The organism is Nocardia sp. NPDC059240, from assembly GCF_042753865.1.
In the GTDB taxonomy this organism is placed as follows: domain Bacteria; phylum Actinomycetota; class Actinomycetes; order Mycobacteriales; family Mycobacteriaceae; genus Nocardia.
Genome location: NZ_JBHZAC010000006.1, coordinates 389,481 through 406,818, shown reverse-complemented (window position 1 = coordinate 406,818; position 17,338 = coordinate 389,481). Strand labels below are relative to the sequence as shown.

19 protein-coding genes are annotated in these 17,338 nt (G+C 66.9%); 9 read left to right on the top strand and 10 right to left on the bottom strand.

The genetic code is table 11. From position 1 onward, the window contains the following. Window positions 1–39: 39 nt before the first annotated feature. Entirely contained in the window at window positions 40–3,993 is a 3,954-nt protein-coding gene (locus ACFXHA_RS23860; RefSeq protein ID WP_379360252.1) for a DNA-directed RNA polymerase subunit beta', read from the top strand. Window positions 3,994–4,130: 137 nt separating this feature from the next. Further along, window positions 4,131–4,586, top strand: a complete 456-nt coding sequence (locus tag ACFXHA_RS23855) for a hypothetical protein (protein ID WP_379360251.1) — start codon at window positions 4,131–4,133, stop codon at window positions 4,584–4,586. Window positions 4,587–4,603: 17 nt separating this feature from the next. On the opposite strand, the gene ACFXHA_RS23850 is transcribed toward ACFXHA_RS23855, so the two are convergent. Then, window positions 4,604–5,320 (bottom strand): hypothetical protein, encoded by a 717-nt coding sequence (locus ACFXHA_RS23850; RefSeq protein ID WP_379360249.1) that lies wholly within the window; start codon window positions 5,318–5,320, stop codon window positions 4,604–4,606. Window positions 5,321–5,397: 77 nt separating this feature from the next. Beyond that, window positions 5,398–6,351: a DMT family transporter gene (locus ACFXHA_RS23845; RefSeq protein WP_379360247.1), complete on the bottom strand. Its 954-nt coding sequence runs from the start codon at window positions 6,349–6,351 to the stop codon at window positions 5,398–5,400. Window positions 6,352–6,390: 39 nt separating this feature from the next. On the opposite strand from ACFXHA_RS23845, the gene ACFXHA_RS23840 reads away from it, so the two are divergent. From ACFXHA_RS23840 to ACFXHA_RS23830, 3 genes are all read left to right on the top strand, one after another. Continuing rightward, window positions 6,391–6,927 (top strand): CGNR zinc finger domain-containing protein, encoded by a 537-nt coding sequence (locus ACFXHA_RS23840; protein WP_379360245.1) that lies wholly within the window; start codon window positions 6,391–6,393, stop codon window positions 6,925–6,927. Between the two features lie 144 nt (window positions 6,928–7,071). Beyond that, window positions 7,072–8,577 (top strand): malate dehydrogenase (quinone), encoded by a 1,506-nt coding sequence (gene mqo, locus ACFXHA_RS23835; RefSeq protein ID WP_379360243.1) that lies wholly within the window; start codon window positions 7,072–7,074, stop codon window positions 8,575–8,577. A gap of 90 nt (window positions 8,578–8,667) precedes the next feature. Beyond that, window positions 8,668–9,138, top strand: coding sequence for a PaaI family thioesterase (locus ACFXHA_RS23830; protein WP_379360241.1), 471 nt, complete (start codon window positions 8,668–8,670; stop codon window positions 9,136–9,138). A 17-nt stretch (window positions 9,139–9,155) separates the two neighbouring features. On the opposite strand, the gene ACFXHA_RS23825 is transcribed toward ACFXHA_RS23830, so the two are convergent. Then, entirely contained in the window at window positions 9,156–10,163 is a 1,008-nt protein-coding gene (locus ACFXHA_RS23825; protein WP_379360239.1) for an aldo/keto reductase, read from the bottom strand. 164 nt (window positions 10,164–10,327) lie between these two features. Here ACFXHA_RS23825 and ACFXHA_RS23820 point away from each other — a divergent pair, with 164 nt between their 5' ends. Continuing rightward, on the top strand, window positions 10,328–11,167 hold the full coding sequence (locus tag ACFXHA_RS23820; protein ID WP_379360237.1) for a helix-turn-helix transcriptional regulator: 840 nt from the start codon (window positions 10,328–10,330) through the stop codon (window positions 11,165–11,167). Here ACFXHA_RS23820 and ACFXHA_RS23815 read toward each other — a convergent pair whose 3' ends face one another. Genes ACFXHA_RS23815 through ACFXHA_RS23800 form a run of 4 tightly spaced genes read right to left on the bottom strand, consistent with a single transcriptional unit; the run spans window position 11,168 to window position 13,780 of the window. Beyond that, window positions 11,168–12,154 carry a pirin family protein gene (locus ACFXHA_RS23815; RefSeq protein WP_379360235.1) on the bottom strand — a complete coding sequence of 329 codons (987 nt, stop codon included), beginning with the start codon at window positions 12,152–12,154 and terminating at the stop codon, window positions 11,168–11,170. A 16-nt stretch (window positions 12,155–12,170) separates the two neighbouring features. Further along, window positions 12,171–12,485, bottom strand: a complete 315-nt coding sequence (locus tag ACFXHA_RS23810) for a GNAT family N-acetyltransferase (protein ID WP_379360233.1) — start codon at window positions 12,483–12,485, stop codon at window positions 12,171–12,173. Window positions 12,486–12,488: 3 nt separating this feature from the next. Next, on the bottom strand, window positions 12,489–12,968 hold the full coding sequence (locus tag ACFXHA_RS23805) for a carboxymuconolactone decarboxylase family protein (protein ID WP_379360231.1): 480 nt from the start codon (window positions 12,966–12,968) through the stop codon (window positions 12,489–12,491). Between the two features lie 59 nt (window positions 12,969–13,027). Continuing rightward, window positions 13,028–13,780 (bottom strand): alpha/beta fold hydrolase, encoded by a 753-nt coding sequence (locus tag ACFXHA_RS23800; protein WP_379360229.1) that lies wholly within the window; start codon window positions 13,778–13,780, stop codon window positions 13,028–13,030. A gap of 45 nt (window positions 13,781–13,825) precedes the next feature. Between ACFXHA_RS23800 and ACFXHA_RS23795 the strand changes: the two genes are divergently transcribed. Next, on the top strand, window positions 13,826–14,257 hold the full coding sequence (locus ACFXHA_RS23795) for a MerR family transcriptional regulator (RefSeq protein ID WP_379360227.1): 432 nt from the start codon (window positions 13,826–13,828) through the stop codon (window positions 14,255–14,257). Window positions 14,258–14,288: 31 nt separating this feature from the next. Continuing rightward, window positions 14,289–14,915, top strand: coding sequence for a GTP cyclohydrolase II (gene ribA, locus ACFXHA_RS23790; RefSeq protein WP_379360225.1), 627 nt, complete (start codon window positions 14,289–14,291; stop codon window positions 14,913–14,915). Between the two features lie 19 nt (window positions 14,916–14,934). Here ribA and ACFXHA_RS23785 read toward each other — a convergent pair whose 3' ends face one another. Further along, window positions 14,935–15,936, bottom strand: coding sequence for an aldo/keto reductase (locus ACFXHA_RS23785; protein ID WP_379360223.1), 1,002 nt, complete (start codon window positions 15,934–15,936; stop codon window positions 14,935–14,937). A 3-nt stretch (window positions 15,937–15,939) separates the two neighbouring features. Beyond that, entirely contained in the window at window positions 15,940–16,392 is a 453-nt protein-coding gene (locus tag ACFXHA_RS23780) for a MerR family transcriptional regulator (protein ID WP_379360221.1), read from the bottom strand. A 149-nt stretch (window positions 16,393–16,541) separates the two neighbouring features. Here ACFXHA_RS23780 and ACFXHA_RS23775 point away from each other — a divergent pair, with 149 nt between their 5' ends. Beyond that, entirely contained in the window at window positions 16,542–16,745 is a 204-nt protein-coding gene (locus tag ACFXHA_RS23775) for a hypothetical protein (protein ID WP_379360219.1), read from the top strand. Between the two features lie 26 nt (window positions 16,746–16,771). Here ACFXHA_RS23775 and ACFXHA_RS23770 read toward each other — a convergent pair whose 3' ends face one another. Continuing rightward, complete coding sequence (locus ACFXHA_RS23770; protein ID WP_379360217.1) at window positions 16,772–17,263, bottom strand: SixA phosphatase family protein; 492 nt, start codon at window positions 17,261–17,263, stop codon at window positions 16,772–16,774. Between the last annotated feature and the right edge of the window lie 75 nt (window positions 17,264–17,338).

Here is a 17,338-nt window from a genome sequence, read left to right as displayed (position 1 = left end):
TTTGCTCAAACTCAACCCGAACAGGGGAAAGGAAGTTACGTGCTAGACGTCAACTTCTTCGATGAACTCCGGATCGGCCTGGCCTCTGCCGAAGACATTCGTAATTGGTCGTTTGGCGAGGTCAAGAAGCCGGAGACCATCAACTACCGCACGCTGAAGCCGGAGAAGGACGGCCTCTTCTGCGAGAAGATCTTCGGTCCCACCCGGGACTGGGAGTGCTACTGCGGTAAGTACAAGCGCGTCCGCTTCAAGGGCATCATCTGCGAGCGCTGTGGTGTCGAGGTGACTCGCGCCAAGGTGCGTCGTGAGCGCATGGGCCACATCGAGCTGGCCGCCCCGGTTACCCACATCTGGTACTTCAAGGGTGTGCCGTCGCGACTGGGCTACCTGCTCGACCTCGCGCCGAAGGATCTCGAGAAGATCATCTACTTCGCCGCGTACGTGATCACGGCCGTCGACGACGAGCTGCGTCACAACGAGCTGTCCACGCTCGAGGCGGAGATGGAGGTCGAGAAGAAGACCGTCGCCGATCAGCGTGACGCCGACCTCGAGGCCCGGGCCCAGAAGCTGGAAGCCGACATGGCCGAGCTGGAGGCCGAGGGCGCCAAGTCCGACGTCCGCCGCAAGGTCAAGGACGGCGGCGAGCGCGAGATGCGTCAGATGCGCGACCGTTCGCAGCGTGAGCTGGACCGGCTCGACGAGATCTGGACCACCTTCACCAAGCTGGCCAAGAAGCAGCTGATCATCGACGAGGTGATCTACCGCGAGCTGCAGGACCGCTACGGCGAATACTTCACGGGCGCAATGGGTGCCGAGGCGATCCAGAAGCTCATGGAGACCTTCGACATCGACGCCGAGGCCGAGTTCCTGCGCGAGACCATTCGTACGGGCAAGGGCCAGAAGAAGCTTCGCGCGCTGAAGCGTCTGAAGGTCGTCGCCGCGTTCCAGACCAACGGCAACTCGCCGATGGGCATGGTCCTCGACGCCGTGCCGGTGATCCCGCCGGAGCTGCGCCCGATGGTGCAGCTGGACGGTGGCCGCTTCGCGACCTCCGACCTGAACGACCTGTACCGCCGCGTCATCAACCGCAACAACCGTTTGAAGCGACTGATCGATCTGGGTGCGCCCGAGATCATCGTGAACAACGAGAAGCGCATGCTTCAGGAGTCGGTGGACGCGCTGTTCGACAACGGCCGTCGTGGCCGTCCGGTCACCGGTCCGGGTAACCGCCCGCTGAAGTCCCTGAGCGATCTGCTCAAGGGCAAGCAGGGTCGTTTCCGTCAGAACCTGCTCGGTAAGCGTGTCGACTACTCGGGCCGTTCGGTCATCGTGGTCGGTCCGCAGCTGAAGCTGCACCAGTGTGGTCTGCCGAAGCTGATGGCGCTCGAGCTGTTCAAGCCGTTCGTCATGAAGCGTCTGGTGGATCTCAACCACGCGCAGAACATCAAGTCCGCCAAGCGGATGGTCGAGCGTCAGCGTCCCCAGGTGTGGGATGTCCTCGAAGAGGTCATCTCCGAGCACCCGGTGCTGCTGAACCGTGCGCCCACCCTGCACCGCCTGGGTATCCAGGCCTTCGAGCCGCTGCTGGTCGAAGGTAAGGCCATCCAGCTGCACCCGCTCGTGTGTGAGGCGTTCAACGCCGACTTCGACGGTGACCAGATGGCCGTGCACCTTCCGCTGTCCGCGGAGGCGCAGGCCGAGGCCCGCATCCTGATGCTGTCCTCGAACAACATCCTGTCGCCGGCGTCGGGTCGTCCGCTCGCCATGCCGCGTCTGGACATGGTGACCGGTCTGTACTACCTGACCCGTCTCGAAGAGAACGCGAAGGGCGAGTACCGCCCGGCTGCCAAGGATCAGGCCGAGTTCGGCGTCTACTCCTCGCCCGCCGAGGCGCAGATGGCCGTCGACCGCGGTGAGCTGACCGTGCGTTCGCTGATCAAGATCCGTCTGACCGAGCAGCGCCCGCCGCGCGACGTCGAGACCGAGCTGTTCCCGAACGGCTGGCAGCGTGGCGACGCGTGGCTCACCACCACCACGCTGGGTCGCGTCATCTTCAACGATCTGCTCCCGGCGGACTACGCGTTCATCGACGAGCCGATGCCGAAGAAGCGTCAGGCGGCGATCATCAACGATCTCGCCGAGCGCTACCCGATGATCGTGGTCGCGCAGACCGTCGACAAGCTGAAGGACTCGGGCTTCTACTGGGCCACGCGTTCCGGTGTCACGGTCGCCATGTCGGACGTGCTCGTGCCGACCGAGAAGGCCGAGATCATGGCGCGTTACGACGCGCAGGCCGATCAGATCGAGAAGAAGTACCAGCGTGGTGCTTTGGATCACCAGGAGCGCAACAACGCCCTGGTCAAGATCTGGCAGGAAGCGACCGAAGAGGTCGGTAAGGCGCTGCGTGCGCACTACCCGGCCGACAACCCGATCATCACGATCGTCGACTCGGGCGCCACGGGTAACTTCACCCAGACTCGTACCCTCGCCGGTATGAAGGGTCTGGTGACGAACCCGAAGGGTGAGTTCATCCCGCAGCCGATCAAGTCCTCCTTCCGTGAGGGTCTGACGGTTCTGGAGTACTTCATCAACACCCACGGTGCGCGAAAGGGTCTGGCCGACACCGCGCTTCGTACCGCCGACTCGGGTTACCTGACCCGTCGTCTGGTGGACGTGTCGCAGGACGTCATCGTGCGCGAGACCGACTGTGGCACCGAGCGCGGCATCGTGGTGCCGATCGCGGAGAAGCAGGCCGACGGCTCGCTCATCCGTGACGCCCACGTGGAGACCAGCACCTACGCTCGTACGCTGGCCACCGACGCGGTCGACGCCAAGGGCAACGTGGTGGTCGAGAAGGGCCACGACCTGGGCGATCCCGCCCTGGAGGCGCTGCTCGACGCCGGTATCACCGAGGTGAAGGTCCGCTCCGTGCTGACCTGCACCACCGGCACCGGCGTGTGTGCGACCTGCTACGGCCGCTCGATGGCGACCGGCAAGCTGGTGGACATCGGTGAGGCCGTCGGTATCGTCGCCGCGCAGTCCATCGGTGAGCCCGGTACCCAGCTGACCATGCGTACCTTCCACCAGGGTGGTGTCGCGGGTGACGACATCACGGGTGGTCTGCCCCGAGTTCAGGAGCTCTTCGAGGCTCGTGTTCCCAAGGGCAAGGCTCCCATTGCCGAGGTGTCGGGTCGCGTGCGGCTCGAGGACGACGACCGCTTCTACAAGATCACGATCATCCCGGACGACGGGTCGGACGAGGTCCTGTACGACAAGCTGTCGAAGCGTCAGCGACTGCGGGTGTTCAAGCACGAGGACGGTTCCGAGCGTCTGCTCGCCGACGGCGATCACGTGGAAGTCGGCCAGCAGCTGCTGGAGGGCTCCGCGGATCCGCACGAGGTGCTGCGCGTGATGGGTCCCCGTCAGGTGCAGATCCACCTGGTCCACGAGGTCCAGGAGGTCTACCGCTCGCAGGGTGTGTCGATCCACGACAAGCACATCGAGGTCATCGTGCGCCAGATGCTGCGTCGCGTGACGATCATCGATTCGGGTGCGACCGAGTTCCTGCCCGGCTCCCTGGTGGAGCGCGCCGAGTTCGAGAACTCGAACCGTCGCGTTGTGTCCGAGGGCGCCGAGCCGGCTTCCGGCCGTCCGGTCCTGATGGGTATCACCAAGGCGTCGCTCGCGACCGATTCGTGGCTGTCGGCGGCCTCCTTCCAGGAGACCACCCGCGTGCTCACGGACGCCGCGATCAACTGCCGCTCCGACAAGCTGATCGGCCTGAAGGAGAACGTGATCATCGGTAAGCTGATCCCGGCCGGTACCGGCATCAACCGGTACCGCAACATCCAGGTTCAGCCGACCGAAGAGGCGCGTCAGGCCGCGTACGCTGTCCCGTCCTACGACGACAGCTACTACAGCCCGGACGGCTTCGGCACCTCCACCGGTGCCGCGGTGCCGCTGGACGACTACGGCTTCAGCGACTACCGCTAAGCCTGTAGGCAGCCAAGAGATTTCGGCCCCCGCTCCTTCCCGGAGCGGGGGCCGTTTTCGTTTCGGGGCCGATTCGCCGAAGCCGGGTTTATGCTGGTTGCGACGGTTTTGCTAGCCCCCGGCCGGGAGGATTCGGCATGTCTGCTCGTCGTGGTGTGGTCGTGGCCCTGCTGTGCGGGGCGGCGTTGTCGGTGAGTCTGCCGCTCGCGCAGGCCGATCCGGGGCCGGGCGGGTGTGCGCACGGCGGTCTGCTGACCGGCAGCATGGTGCCCGGTACCGGCAGCGCGGGCCAGAGTATCCATCGCGAAGCGGATGTCTGGGGCTGTTCGAGTCCGTGGTTGCCCGGCATCGTGTCGGGCCACTTCACCGCCGAATTACCTTGGAACGCACTCGATTCGCCGACCCTCGGGCAGTTCGCCTGGTCCGACGGCAGTGTCAGCCGCGTGATCGGCCAGCCCAACGGCTTGTGGACGGTTGTGGATGGCCCAGCGGCCGGACACACGCTCCGCTTCGGTCTCACTCAGGAAGTGAATGTCTGGTGGTACCACTGGGCCAACACATTGCCGATCGAATCGGTGAGTTTCCTCGACTGATTCGGTTGGCGGGCTGGTCAGTTCGTGGGCATCGGGATGGGGAGGGTGGACAGCGCCGCGAAGGCGGGCCGGAAGGCGTCCCCGGTGCCGGGGGCCAGTGAGTTGAGGTAGTCGGTGGTGGCGTCGGAGGCTTCCTGGCCGCCGTCCACCGCGAGTCCGACCACGCCGCCGATGACCCCGCCGACCACGGCGAGCAGCGGGGCGGTGATGAAGTCGACGACGAACAGGCCGAGGGGGAAGCCCGCGATGAACCCGATGGTGGCTCCGATGGCCGCGCCGGTGGCGACCGCGGGCATGTGCGCCTGGACCACGTCGAAGAGGCGTTGCTGGGCGTCGACATCGTGCAGCGGGGTCGTGGATTCGCCGACCGGGGTGAGGGTGAGGCGGTGGTTGTCCTGGTCGATGACCGGGGTGAATTCGGCTGTCTTACCGGCGATGTCGTACTTCAGCGGGATGGTGGAGACCAGGACGCCGTTGTCGTCGGTGACGATGACGGCGTCGCCGTCCCAGGTGGCCAGGAAGTGCCCCGCCTGCAGCGTGCTGACGGCCGAACGCTGGTCGGTGGAGAGTGCCACGTCGTAGCCGATGTTGTGGTCGGTGCCCTTGATCTGGAGGGCGGGCTGCGCGGGCGCGGGGGCCGGTTCGGCGGCGGCGGTACCCGGGAACGCGGTGCCCGCGACCGCGGTGGCGGTCAGGCAGAGCAGAGCGGGCGCAAGGTATTTGGTGACACGCATGGTGGCTTCTCTCGGTCGCGGACGAGTTCCCCCGGCATTTGCGACAAACTACCGTTATCAACTCGAGATGTGAAGAGTTATGGCGCAGAGAGGTCGTCCGCGGGCTCGCCGAGGCGCACGACCACCACGCCGATGAGAATCAATGCGCCGCCGAGCAATTGAATCGGCGCGGGCGTCTGGCCCAATAGCGCCCACGAGAACAGGATGGCGGCCAGCACTTCGCCGAGCGCCGCGAAGGAGGCGAGCCGGGAGCCGAGCAACCGCGTGGCGGTGATGCCGGTGACGTAGGCGATGGCCGCGGTGACCACGCCGAGCGCGAGCAGCGGCACCCACCAGTCGACCGTGAAGCCCTGGAACGCCACCGCATTCGTGGTGGCATGCAGCGGCACGATGCCGATCAGTCCGGCCGCCAGGATGCCGATCCCGCCGACCAGCAGCCCGCCGGTGGCCAGCACGGTGCCGGGCACCGCGTCGCCGGCATGCGCGGACAGGATGAAATACGCTGCCGCGCCGACCATCGCGCCCATGGCCCAGGCGATGCCGATCCAGCTGGTGTGCGCCGCGTCGCGCAGGTTCAGCACCAGGATCAGTCCGGCGATGCCGATGATCGCGCCGAGAACCGTTGCGCGCCCCGGCTTCTGGCTGTGCCGCAACCACAGCCATACGATGACCGCGATGGGCGCGGTGTATTCGATGAGCAGTGCGACGCCGACCGCCATATGGGCGACGGCATTGAAGTAGGCCAGTTGCGCCGAGGCGACCGCGAGCAGCCCGTAGCCGAGCAGCAGTCCGGCATTGCGGCGCAGCAGGTTCCAGTCGCCGTGTAGCTGCACCAGGGCGACCGGCAGCAGGACGGTCGCGCCGAGCAGGACGCGCACGATGACGACCGAGGCGGGACTCCAGCCCGCGTCCATGAGACCGCGTGCCAGGGGGCCGGAGAGTCCGAAGGCCGACGCCGACAACGCGGCGGTGAGCAAGCCAGTGCGCAACCGGTGCGAGGTCACCACCGTGTCATGAGTCAAGGTCGCCATGACTAATGACGCTAAGGGGCGGGTGTGTAATATGTCAACGTGCTTTTCGCTGATGACACGGTGGCATCCATGGCCGCGGCGGTCGAGCTGGTGAACTCGGCCGAGGAGCCGGACACCCTCACCGAGGTCGCCCAGCTCGACGCCTTCTTCGTCAGACATCGCTACACCGGCGTGCACGCCCGAACGGCCGCCGAACTGGCCGCCGTCCGCGCTCAGCGCGCCCCGCTGCGCCGCCTGCTGACCGCCGATCGCGATACCGCCGTAGAGCTGGTGAACGGCATCCTGGCCCGGCATCGGGCCGTTCCGCAGCTGGTCCGGCACGATGCGCTGGACTATCACATCCACGCCGTCTCGCCCGATGCCCCGCTGGAGGTGCGGATCGCGGTCGAGACCGCGATGGCCATGATCGACCTGATCCGCGCCGACGAATTGTCGCGCCTGGCCATCTGCGCGGACGACACCTGTGAAGGCATCGTGCTGGACCTGTCCCGCAACCGTTCTCGCCGCTATTGCTCACCGGCGTGTACCAATCGCAATGCGGTGGCGGCCTATCGGGCGCGTAAGGCCGTCGGCTGATCGGTTCGGGTGCGGGCCGATAGCTCCGGGTGCGTCATAGCGGGTTCGGCGATAGGGTTGCTGCGCCGCCCTGGCGGGCCGGTGGATAGTGCTAGCGTGCCCGTACGCTGTACGAGTTCAATCGGGGTTTTCCAGGTAATGACGATGAGAACACAACTGCCGCTCCGGCCTTACGATGTCGTATTGATCGGCGGCGGCATTATGAGTGCGACGCTGGCGATGCTGATCAAGCATCTGGAGCCCAGTTGGACCATCGCGGTCTACGAGCGTTTGCCCGAGGTCGGGTCGGAAGCCTCGGCGGCCTGGAACAATTCGGGTACCGGGCATGCGGGTCTGTGCGAACTCGATTACACCGTCGAAAATCCGGACGGTTCGATCGATATCGAGCCCGCGCTCGCACTCAACGAGCAGTTCCAGCTGACCCGCCAGCTGCTGGCGTCGCTGGTGGAATCCAAGGTGTTGCGCGATCCGTCGACCTTCATCAATCCGGTGCCGCACATGACGCTGGCGCGCGGCCGTGACGAGGTGGATTTCCTGCGGCGCCGCCACGAAACCCTGTCCGCGCATCACCTTTTCGCGAATATGCGATTCAGCGACGATCCGGCGGTGATCGGCGAGTGGGCTCCGCTGCTCACGGCCGGACGCGACGCTTCCGAGCCGATCGCCGCGACCCGCGACATCACCGGCAGTGATATCGATTTCGGTGAGCTCACCGGCCAGCTTTTCCATTGGCTGCGCTGGCGTGATGTCGAGATCCATCGCAATTGCGAGGTGCGCGGCATGCGCCGCAACAATGACGGCACCTGGCAGTTGCGGGTGGATTGGCGCACCGACAATGACCGGTTGACCCGGAAGGTGGACGCGCGCTTCGTGTTCGCGGGCGCGGGCGGCTGGGCCTTGAAGGTGCTGCAGAAGGCCGGCGTCCCGGAGGCGCACGGCTACGGTTTGCTGCCGGTGAGCGGCCGGTTCCTGCGCTGCGACAATCCGGAGGTGGTGGCCGGGCACGAGGCCAAGGTGTACGGCCGCGGCCCGGTCGGCGCGCCGTCGATTTCCATGCCGCACCTGGACACCCGGGTCGTGCAGGACACCAAGGCGCTGCTGTTCGGCCCCTTCCCGGGCTCGAATCCCCGTTTCCTCAAACGTGGTTCGCTGTTCGATGCCCCGGCTTCGCTGCGCCCGGACAATGTCGGGCCGCTGATGTCGATGCTGAAGCAGAACCGGGATCTGGTGTGGCTGCTGGCTTCCCAGGTGGCCTCGACGCGTAAGAAGAAGCTCGCGGCGCTGCGGAATTTCGTGCCGGAGGCCCGCGCCGAGGACTGGACTCTGATCACGGCGGGGCAGCGCGCCCAGATCGTGAAGCCGGATGCCGAGCGCGGTGGCGTGCTGGAGTTCGGCACCGAAGTGGTTGCCGCGCATGATGGTTCGATCGCTGCGGTGCTGGGCGCGACGCCGGGGGCCTCGACCGCCCCGGTGATCATGCTGGAGGTGCTGGAGCGCTGCTTCCCGCGCTACGCGGCGCTGTGGGAGCCGCGCCTGCGTGAGCTGATGCCGACGCTGGGCCATAGTCTGGCCAAGGATGCCCGGCTGGCGCGCCAGACCATGGCGAGCACGGCCGAGGCGCTGGGCCTGCAAGGACGTGTCGTCGGCTGACCCGCCGGCAGGAAGCTGCCGTGGACAAAGCCCCGCCGAGGCCGGTATGAAATTGGAACAGGTTTCAATTTTGCGTCGGCAGGAGAAATGATGGACAGCGCCACCATGGGCGAAATGGTGATGGCGGGCTTCCAGAAGCTCGGTTTCATCCAGTTCACCGGCATCGAGGGCGTGGAGTACGCACCCGGCCGCAATGTGGTGCGGATGGCCGGTCGGCCCGAGCACTACAACCACAATGGCGATGTGCACGCCGCGCTGCTGTTCGGTCTGGCCGAGACCGCCGCCATGGGTGCGTCCATCTCCGGCATCACCGACCTGCTGGGCGACACCTTCATCGTCGCCCGCAACGGCCGCATCGAATACCTGGCCCGCGCAAAGGGGGAGCTGGGCCCGTTCAGCGCCACCTCCGAGCTGACCGCGGAGACGATCGAGCGGACCCGCGCGAATATCGCGTCCCGCACGGAGATCGAGCTGGAGGTGCCGGTGACGATCGCCGATGTCACCGGCAAGCCCGTGGCCAGCGCGGCTTTCACCGCGGTGATCCGTCCGCGTCGAAAGTAGCGCTCAGCGTTGAGGACTCAGCGCTCGCTGTCGAGTCCGGCCATCATCGCCGCGGCGTAGCGGGTGCCCGCGACCTGGTCGGCGGGCACGGCCGCCTCGATGGTGGCCAGCTCGTCGGCCGAGAGCTGGATGTCCGCCGCCGCAACGGCTTCCGTCCAGCGCTCCGGCTTGCGCGCCCCGATCAGCGGCACGATGTCGGTGCCCCGCGACAGCGCCCAGGCGATGGCCAGCTGGGCCACGGTCACGTCGTGGTCGGCTGCGATCTTGGCGAGTGCGTCGACGAGACGCAGGTTGGCGGTGAGGTTCTCGCCCTGGAAGCGTGGGCTGTGCGCCCGGAAGTCGCTGGGCGCGAACTGCTGTCCGGGCCGCATCGAATCGCTGAGCAGGCCGCGCGAGAGCACCCCGTAGGCGGTGACGCCGATGCCGAGTTCGCGTGCCACGGGCAGGATTTCGGCCTCGATGCCGCGCGAGATCAGCGAATACTCGATCTGCAGGTCGACGATCGGGTGTACCGCGGCCGCGCGGCGCAGCGTCTCCGCGCCCACCTCCGAGAGCCCGATGTGGCGGATGTACCCGGCCTGCACCATGTCGGCGAGCCCGCCGATGGTCTCCTCGATCGGGACGTTCGGATCCAGCCGCGCGGGCCGGTAGATGTCGATGTAGTCGACGCCCAGCCGCTGCAGCGAGTAGGCCAGGAAGTTCTTGGTGGCGGCCGGCCGAGTGTCGACCCCGCCGAAGCTGCCATCGGGTCCGCGCAGCGCGCCGTACTTCACGCTGAGCAGGTAGTCCTCGCGCTTACGCTCGGCGAGCGCCTGCCGCAGGAGCAGTTCGTTGTGCCCCATGCCGTAGAAGTCGCCGGTGTCGATGAGGTTCACGCCGGAGTCGAGGGCGGCGTGCACGGTGGCGATCGAGGTGGCCTCGTCGGCCGTGCCGTACATGCCGGACATCCCCATGGCCCCGAGGGCCAGACGGGAAACGGCGGGCCCGGTCTGGCCGAGCTGAACGGTGGTGAGTGTCTGCGTCATGCCGATAACGATGCCGCTATCCAGGGATGTGCGGGAGAGGACCGTTCATCCAGGGATCGGCGATCCCTGGCTACGGTCTGTGGACGATTGTGGATACCGCGTCGACCCGTGAGTGGGATCGGCGGTACCTGGATAGCGGGTCCCGGACAGGGGAGAGTGGTGGGATGGATCGCAACGAGCTGGCAGACTTCCTGCGCCGCCGCCGTGAACAGCTGCAACCCGGGACCGTGGGGTTGCCGCCGGGTGCACGGCGCCGCACTCCGGGACTCCGCCGCGATGAGGTCGCGATGCTCGCGGGAATGTCCACGGACTACTACACGCGGCTCGAGCAGGCGCGCGGGCCGCGGCCGTCGGTTCAGGTGCTGGCCTCCTTGGCGCGGGCGTTGCGGCTGACCGAGGCCGAGCGTGACCATCTCTACTACCTGTGCGGGCATCAGGCCCCCGCTCGCGGCGGGGACCCGCACGTGGGCCCCGGCATTCTGCACGTGCTCTCGAAGCTGGACGACACCCCGGCCGTGGTCATCTCGGATCTGGGTGAGGTACTGGTGCAGAACCGCATGCACACGCTGCTGTCCGGGGACTATTCGCAGCGTCGCGGCCTGGAGCGCTGCATCCCGTGGCGCTGGTTCACCGAGCCCGACTCGCGCCGCATCTTCCCCGAGGAGGACTGGGAAGCGTTGGGTAACAAGCATGTCGGCGATCTGCGCGCTACCTCCGCCCGCCGCGCCGGGGACGCCGACGTGGCCGAACTGGTGGCCCGGCTACGAGCCGCCAGCCCGGAGTTCGAGGAGCTGTGGAACGAGCACAATGTGTGCACCGCCCGCGGTCACAACAAACGCATGATCCATCCGGAAGTCGGTGTGCTGGACCTGATCTGCGAACCGCTGCTCACGCCCAGCGCCACCCGCCACGTGCTGATCTACTACCCCGCGCCGAATACCGATACGCAGGAGAAGCTGGATCTGTTGCGCGTCATCGGAACTCAATCGATGACGAGCCACTGACTATTCGTGCGGAACTCCACACCGTCGTTTGCGCGGCTTCAAATGCAAGCCGGGCAATGGCGGTGCCGGAATCCGCTGTTCCGGGGCATGTCCGGCGATATCGGCGAACCGCCCGACATCGTGTTTCTCCCAATCGTTTCTGGCCTGTTCGATCTCCTCGTGGCTGCGCGCCACGAAGTTCCACCACATGACCAGATCCTCGCCGAACGGTTCACCACCGAGCAGCAGCAGATGCGCACCCGCGGTGTCGTGCAAGCGAATCGACTCGCGGTCGCTGCCCAGATAGAACAGGTTGCCCGGCTCGACGAGCGTGCCGTCGATTGTGACGGCCCCCTCGATCACCAGGACCGCGTGCTCGAATTCGGGATTCAACGGCAGCGCGGTATCCGCAGCGGCCGCCACCCGCAGGTCCGCGCCGACGATCGGGGTGTACGCGGTCGCCGGTGAGGTGACCCCGCCCAATGTGCCGATCAGTACGATCCCGTCGACCGACGGAATCGAGAATTCGGGCAGCGCGGTGTGCTGCTCGAAATGCGGTGCGATATCCCGGGATTCGTCCGGCAGCGCGACCCACAGTTGGAGACCGTTCCCCGAGATGTGTCCCGGCACCCGGTATTCCGAATGCGCGATGCCGTGTCCGGAGGTCATGATGTTCAACTGCCCGGGCGCGATCTCCACGTCCGAGCCGACGCTGTCGCGATGCCGGATGCGGCCGTCCAACGGCCATGTCACCGTTTGCAATCCGATGTGCGGATGCGGCTCGATGTCATGGCCGTCGGGGTTGATCTCCGAGCCGGGATGGAAGTGGTCCAGGAAGCACCACGCGCCCACGGTGGGCAGGTCACGCTGCGGGAGCGTCCGGAAAACGGTCACGCCGCGGACGCCGCCGAGCGGCACTTCCCGGGCCGGAAAGAATTCCGTGCGCGGGCCGGGGCGTCCGGAGGGTTCGCACAGCGCCGCCTCCGGCCGCGGTTCCAGATCACTCATATCCGCTCCTCCCTGATCACCTCTTGATGCCCTTGCCCACGACGTACTCGTCGTATTCCGGGTGTTTATCCAACCAGCTCTTGATGAACGGGCAGCGCGGCACGATGACGCGGCCGCGGGCGATCACATCCTTGATCGCCTCCTGGGCGAGCAGATTCGCCAGGCCCTTTCCGCTGAATTCCTGGTCCACCTCGGTGTGAATGAATGTGGTGTCGTTGTCGTCGCGCTCGCGGTACTCGCTGAACCCGGCGAGCGAATTCCCGTACCACACCTCGTACCGGTGTTGCGCGTCGTTGCGAACGACTGCGGCCGCCACGGCCTGTTCGTTCATTGTTCAGTTCTCCTTCCGCACCCGCACCGGATGTTTGCTCATAATCGACACGCGATTGAACGCGCCGATAGTGGTGGCAGCCCAGATGAGGACAGACATCTGGTCATCCGACAATTGTTGCCGCGCAGCAGCATACTCACGCTGCATGCTGTTTTCATCCGGCAACGAAGTCACTGTTTCGGCCACCTGCAGGGCCGCCTGTTCGATATCGGTGAACAGGTAGGGGCTGCGCTGCCAGGCCGGCAATACATCCAGTTGTTGCTGGGTGACGCCGGCGGCGCGGGCATAGCGGGTGTGCAGGTCCAGGCAGAAGGGGCAGCCGGTCAGCTGGGAAACGCGGACGTTCACCAGTTCCATGACGGCGCGGTCGAGTCCGGCGGCCGTGGCGGCGTCCCGGACCGTGATCGCGACGCTCTCGAAGGCGCGGAAGGCCTCGGGCGTTTGCTTGTCGATCCAAATCCGGTCGTGAGTTACAGACTGCATAGTGGCTGCATCGTAAGCCGAGAACGCGAACCATGCCTTCCGGTCTGAAAATTGGCGTTTCAGTCGGCGAAGAACTCCAGTACAGCCGCGTACCAGAGCTCGGGCTGCTCGATCATGACCACATGTCCGCCCGGCAGTTCCCGATACCGCGCGCCGGGAATGCCCGCCGCCTGCTCCCGCGCATTGGCGGGGTCGGACAGCAGATCGCCGGTCATACCGATGACCAGCGTCGGCACCGTGACATGCGCCAGATCGTCGCGCACATCGGCGGCCTCGACCAGGGCGGCCTGCGCCGCGGTGCCGCCGGGGACATTCGCCGCGGTCTGCGCCAGGATCTCGGAGAGCTGTTCCGCCGGAATCGCATTCACGAATTCCTTGCTGAACCCGGCCAGCATGACGTAGCGCGCGAACGCCTCCCGATCCCCGGCGGCCAGGGCCCGCTGCCAGAGTGCGACATTCATCAGGCCGCGATTGTCGAGGCGCGCGAAGCCGCCGGTCAGCACCAGCCCGCGCACCCGCTCGGGATGCCGGACGGCGGCGCGGACGGCGACCGTGGTGCCGAGTGAGAACCCGACGATGCTGAAGGTTTCCGCCCCGTTCGCGACCGCCTCGGCCACCAGGGCATCGGCGAGCGCGTCGAGGGTGAGCGGGGTGTCGTCGTCGGGGAAGTCGGAACCGATCACCAGATGATCCTCGGCGAGTAGGGGAATCAGCCCGCCGAAGTTGGCGTCGATGCCGCCGCCCCCGCCGTGCGCGAGCACGATCGCGGGGCCGGAGCCGGAAACCTGGGTGCGGAGCGAAATGTTCGTCATGACGGCGACGTTAGGGATTCACATGGGTGTGAAGGTCAACGCGATGTGCGGGAGGTCACAGTGCTGATCGGTGAATTGTCCCGGGCCACCGGCGTCGCGCCGCGGCTGCTGCGCTACTACGAGGAGCAGGGATTGCTTGTCCCGCATCGCGACTCGAACGGGTACCGCGGCTATCCCGCCACCGCGGTGGATCGGGTCGCCCGAATCCGCGAACTGCTCGCCGCCGGTCTGTCGACTCGCGAGATCGGCGAACTGCTGCCCTGCGCCACCGAATCCGGTTTCCAGCACTGCGACCATTCCCGGAAAGTGGTGGGCGACGGCCTCGACCGGCTCGACGATCAGATCGCCGAACTCGCCCGGCAGCGCGAGCTGCTGGCCCGGCAGCGCGATGTGGTGCTGTCCGCTCCCTTCGACCCCGATCCGGATGCCAGACATTCGCCGAGGAATATCCGTCCGGTTACCGCCGTTCAGCATTGATCGGAATGGTCCCTGGCTTTCAGGAGCATTGATGAGCAGCACCTTCGTCGGCGCGAGCGTACGCACCAGCGTGCGGATTCCGCTGACCTTCGCCGACGGGTATTCGACCACCGCGCAGGCGGTCACTTTTGACGGGTTGAGCGACGGCCGTGAGCATCTCGCGCTGGTTCTGGGCGACCCCGGCCTCGGCAACGAGACGCCGTTGGTGCGCCTGCACTCGGAATGCCTGACCGGCGATGTGTTCGGTTCCGCCCGTTGCGATTGCGGCCCCCAGTTGCGCGAGGCCGTGGAGCGCATCACCGACGTCGGCGGCATCCTGCTCTACCTGCGCCAGGAGGGCCGCGACATCGGCCTCTACAACAAGCTCGACGCCTACGCGCTGCAGGACGCCGGCCGCGACACCTACCAGGCCAATACCGAACTCGGCTTCGACGAGGACGCCCGCGACTACACCGCGGCCGCCCAGATGCTGGCCGCGCTCGGCGTCGGCGAGATCGACCTGCTCACCAACAATCCCGACAAGGTGCGGCAGTTGACGGAACTCGGTGTGGCCGTACGGGACACGCTGCCGACCGGCGTCCACGCCAACCCCGCCAACCTGCGCTACCTGCGCGCCAAGGCCGACCACACCGGGCACACCATCCGTCTGGTGGGGTGAGCCCGGCGGGGCCGCAAGGCTATTCGCGTCCGGCCGAGGCGAAGCTCATGTCCGCGTAGCGATCTCCGGCCACCTGGTCGGCGATCGCGTCCAGCGCCACGAGTTCCAGATCGGTCAGTTTCACGGTGGCGGCCGCGACGTTCTCGGCGACCCGGGTCCGGCTGCGGGTACCGGGAATCGGCGCCACGGCCAGGCCGTGGACCCGCTCCCGCGCGTGCACCCAGGCCAGCGCCACCTGCGCCGGGGTCAGCTCGCGGGCCGCGGTGATGGCGCGCAGCGGAGCCAGCAGTTCCTCGTTCGCCCGGGCGTTCTCGCCGTTGAAGCGCGGCATGCCGCGTCGCACATCGCCCTCACCGGCCGCGGGCACGGCACCGGTCAGGAAGCCGCGACCCAGCGGCGAATACGGCACGAAGGTGACACCCAGCTCGGCGGCCGCGGGCACCACCGTGCGCTCCACGTCCCGCGAGAACAGCGACCACTCCGACTGCACCGCCGCGATCGGATGCACCGCGTGCCCGGCACGCAGTTCCGCGCCGGTCACCTCGGACAGCCCGAGCTGCCGGACCTTGCCCGCCGCAACGAGTTCCGCCATCGCGCCGACGGTGTCCTCGATCGGTACGCCCGGCTGCTTGCGGTGCATGTAGTACAGGTCGATGACGTCGATGCCGAGCCGTTTCAGGCTGCCGTCCACCGACTTCCGGATGTACTCCGGCGAGTTGTCCATGCCGCGGAACGCGGGATCGTCGGCCTTGCGCACGATCCCGAATTTCGTTGCCAGCACCACGTTCTCGCGGTGCGCCCGCACGAACTCGCCGACGAATTCCTCATTGTGGCCGTCGCCGTAGACATCGGCGGTGTCGAAGAGCGTCACGCCCAGTTCCAGCGCCCGCTCCAGCGTCGCCCGCGCCTCGGTCGCGTCGGTCGGACCGTAGAACTCGCTGATGCCCATGGCCCCGTACCCCTGCGCGCCGACCCGGACGGTGCCGAGGGCGGTGGTGGGCAGGGCCGTTGTGCTGGTCATCGATCAATCCCCTTTGCTCGCACTACCATTCGTCCGGTTCGGCGGATCGCAGACGGCACCGCCGCCGTAGAGCGCGATCTTGCGGTCGAGCACGACCAGGGTGGATTGCAGTTCCTCGATCTGCTCGAGCACCTGGGCGCGGGTGCGCCGGAACATCTCGAGTCGTTCGGGGTAGGTGTGCTCCCCGGCCCGCACCAGTTCCGCGTATCGCACCATGTCGGCGACCGACATGCCGGTGCTGCGCAGCTTCCCGATGAACCCCAGCCAGGTCAGATCCCGGTCGCTGAAGCGCCGCTGACCGCTGTGGTCGCGACCCACGTAGTCCATCAGTCCGATGCGCTCGTACCAGCGCAGCGTGTCCCTGGTCAGGCCGCAACGCTCGGACACTTCGCCGATCGAATACCGCGGCCGCTCGAGTTCCGAGGTGGCTGCTGTGGCCACCGGTGCTGCGCTCATCGGTCTCACCCTTCGCTTGCCGAACCACCCACGACGCTAGCGGGTTGGAGTGCACTCCAAGCAAGGCTAATGTGCGCGAAGATCTAATGACCGGGCGCGAAGTTCCGATGAGTCGGGCCACTTGCCGATCGCGCGCCTACGCTGGGGTCATGCCTGGAAAAGACATGGATCGGATCAGGGCGCGCTCGGCCCTGGAAGCCGCCAAGGATCAGCCGGTGATCACGGCCATCGCCGCCCTGCCCGTGGTGGCGGTGCTGGGAGTGGTGTGGTGGCTGCTGGGCTTCTGGCCCGCGCTGCTCCTGCTGCTCGTCTTCGGCGGTGTCGTGGTGTGGAAGGGCAAGCTACTCGGCTGAACGGCCGAATTCCCCCGTCGAATTCCTCAGCGCGGCACGTGGAAGCGCACCAGCTCGCCCGTGCCCGGGTCGGCCGCTGCCCACGGCCGGTCGAATTCGATGACCGCCAGCGCGGAGGTGGGAAACTTCACGCTGAGTTCCTCGGCCGCACCGCTGTCGCGATTGGCCGCCAGTTCCCATGCCGTCCACGGCATTCCGGGGGAGTGCCCGATGAGCAACAGGGTCTCCACCGCGGCATCGGTGAGCTGCACCAATTCGATCAGCGCGTGCGGGGACGCGTCGTAGATCGCCTTCTCGTAGGACACCGGCGCGGTGATGCCGGTGGCCGCCAAGGTCTCCCGGGTCCGGGTCGAACTGGAACAGAGCACGGCGTCGATGGCCGGCTGGGTGGCGCGCAGCCAGTCCCCGGCCAGGGCCGCCTCCCGCTGCCCACGCGGGGCCAGCGGCCGTTCGTGGTCCGCGACACCGTCGGGGTATCCGGATTTGCCGTGCCGCATCAAGATGAGAGTCCGCACCATAGGTATTACGGTAGGTGTCCTCGAGTCAGCCCCCGAGACCGGTCTCACAGCGGTGCACGCCAGTGCCGAAGAGAG

Excerpts from the sequence above, each read along its gene's own strand:
- ACFXHA_RS23855 (WP_379360251.1), top strand. The coding sequence starts at position 4,131 with ATGTCTGCTCGTCGTGGTGTGGTCGTGGCCCTGCTGTGCGGGGCGGCG.
- ACFXHA_RS23850 (WP_379360249.1), bottom strand. The coding sequence starts at position 5,320 with ATGCGTGTCACCAAATACCTTGCGCCCGCTCTGCTCTGCCTGACCGCC.
- ACFXHA_RS23845 (WP_379360247.1), bottom strand. The coding sequence starts at position 6,351 with ATGGCGACCTTGACTCATGACACGGTGGTGACCTCGCACCGGTTGCGC.
- mqo (WP_379360243.1), top strand. The coding sequence starts at position 7,072 with ATGAGAACACAACTGCCGCTCCGGCCTTACGATGTCGTATTGATCGGC.
- ACFXHA_RS23830 (WP_379360241.1), top strand. The coding sequence starts at position 8,668 with ATGGACAGCGCCACCATGGGCGAAATGGTGATGGCGGGCTTCCAGAAG.
- ACFXHA_RS23825 (WP_379360239.1), bottom strand. The coding sequence starts at position 10,163 with ATGACGCAGACACTCACCACCGTTCAGCTCGGCCAGACCGGGCCCGCC.
- ACFXHA_RS23820 (WP_379360237.1), top strand. The coding sequence starts at position 10,328 with ATGGATCGCAACGAGCTGGCAGACTTCCTGCGCCGCCGCCGTGAACAG.
- ACFXHA_RS23815 (WP_379360235.1), bottom strand. The coding sequence starts at position 12,154 with ATGAGTGATCTGGAACCGCGGCCGGAGGCGGCGCTGTGCGAACCCTCC.
- ACFXHA_RS23810 (WP_379360233.1), bottom strand. The coding sequence starts at position 12,485 with ATGAACGAACAGGCCGTGGCGGCCGCAGTCGTTCGCAACGACGCGCAA.
- ACFXHA_RS23805 (WP_379360231.1), bottom strand. The coding sequence starts at position 12,968 with ATGCAGTCTGTAACTCACGACCGGATTTGGATCGACAAGCAAACGCCC.
- ACFXHA_RS23800 (WP_379360229.1), bottom strand. The coding sequence starts at position 13,780 with ATGACGAACATTTCGCTCCGCACCCAGGTTTCCGGCTCCGGCCCCGCG.
- ribA (WP_379360225.1), top strand. The coding sequence starts at position 14,289 with ATGAGCAGCACCTTCGTCGGCGCGAGCGTACGCACCAGCGTGCGGATT.
- ACFXHA_RS23785 (WP_379360223.1), bottom strand. The coding sequence starts at position 15,936 with ATGACCAGCACAACGGCCCTGCCCACCACCGCCCTCGGCACCGTCCGG.
- ACFXHA_RS23780 (WP_379360221.1), bottom strand. The coding sequence starts at position 16,392 with ATGAGCGCAGCACCGGTGGCCACAGCAGCCACCTCGGAACTCGAGCGG.
- ACFXHA_RS23775 (WP_379360219.1), top strand. The coding sequence starts at position 16,542 with ATGCCTGGAAAAGACATGGATCGGATCAGGGCGCGCTCGGCCCTGGAA.
- ACFXHA_RS23770 (WP_379360217.1), bottom strand. The coding sequence starts at position 17,263 with ATGGTGCGGACTCTCATCTTGATGCGGCACGGCAAATCCGGATACCCC.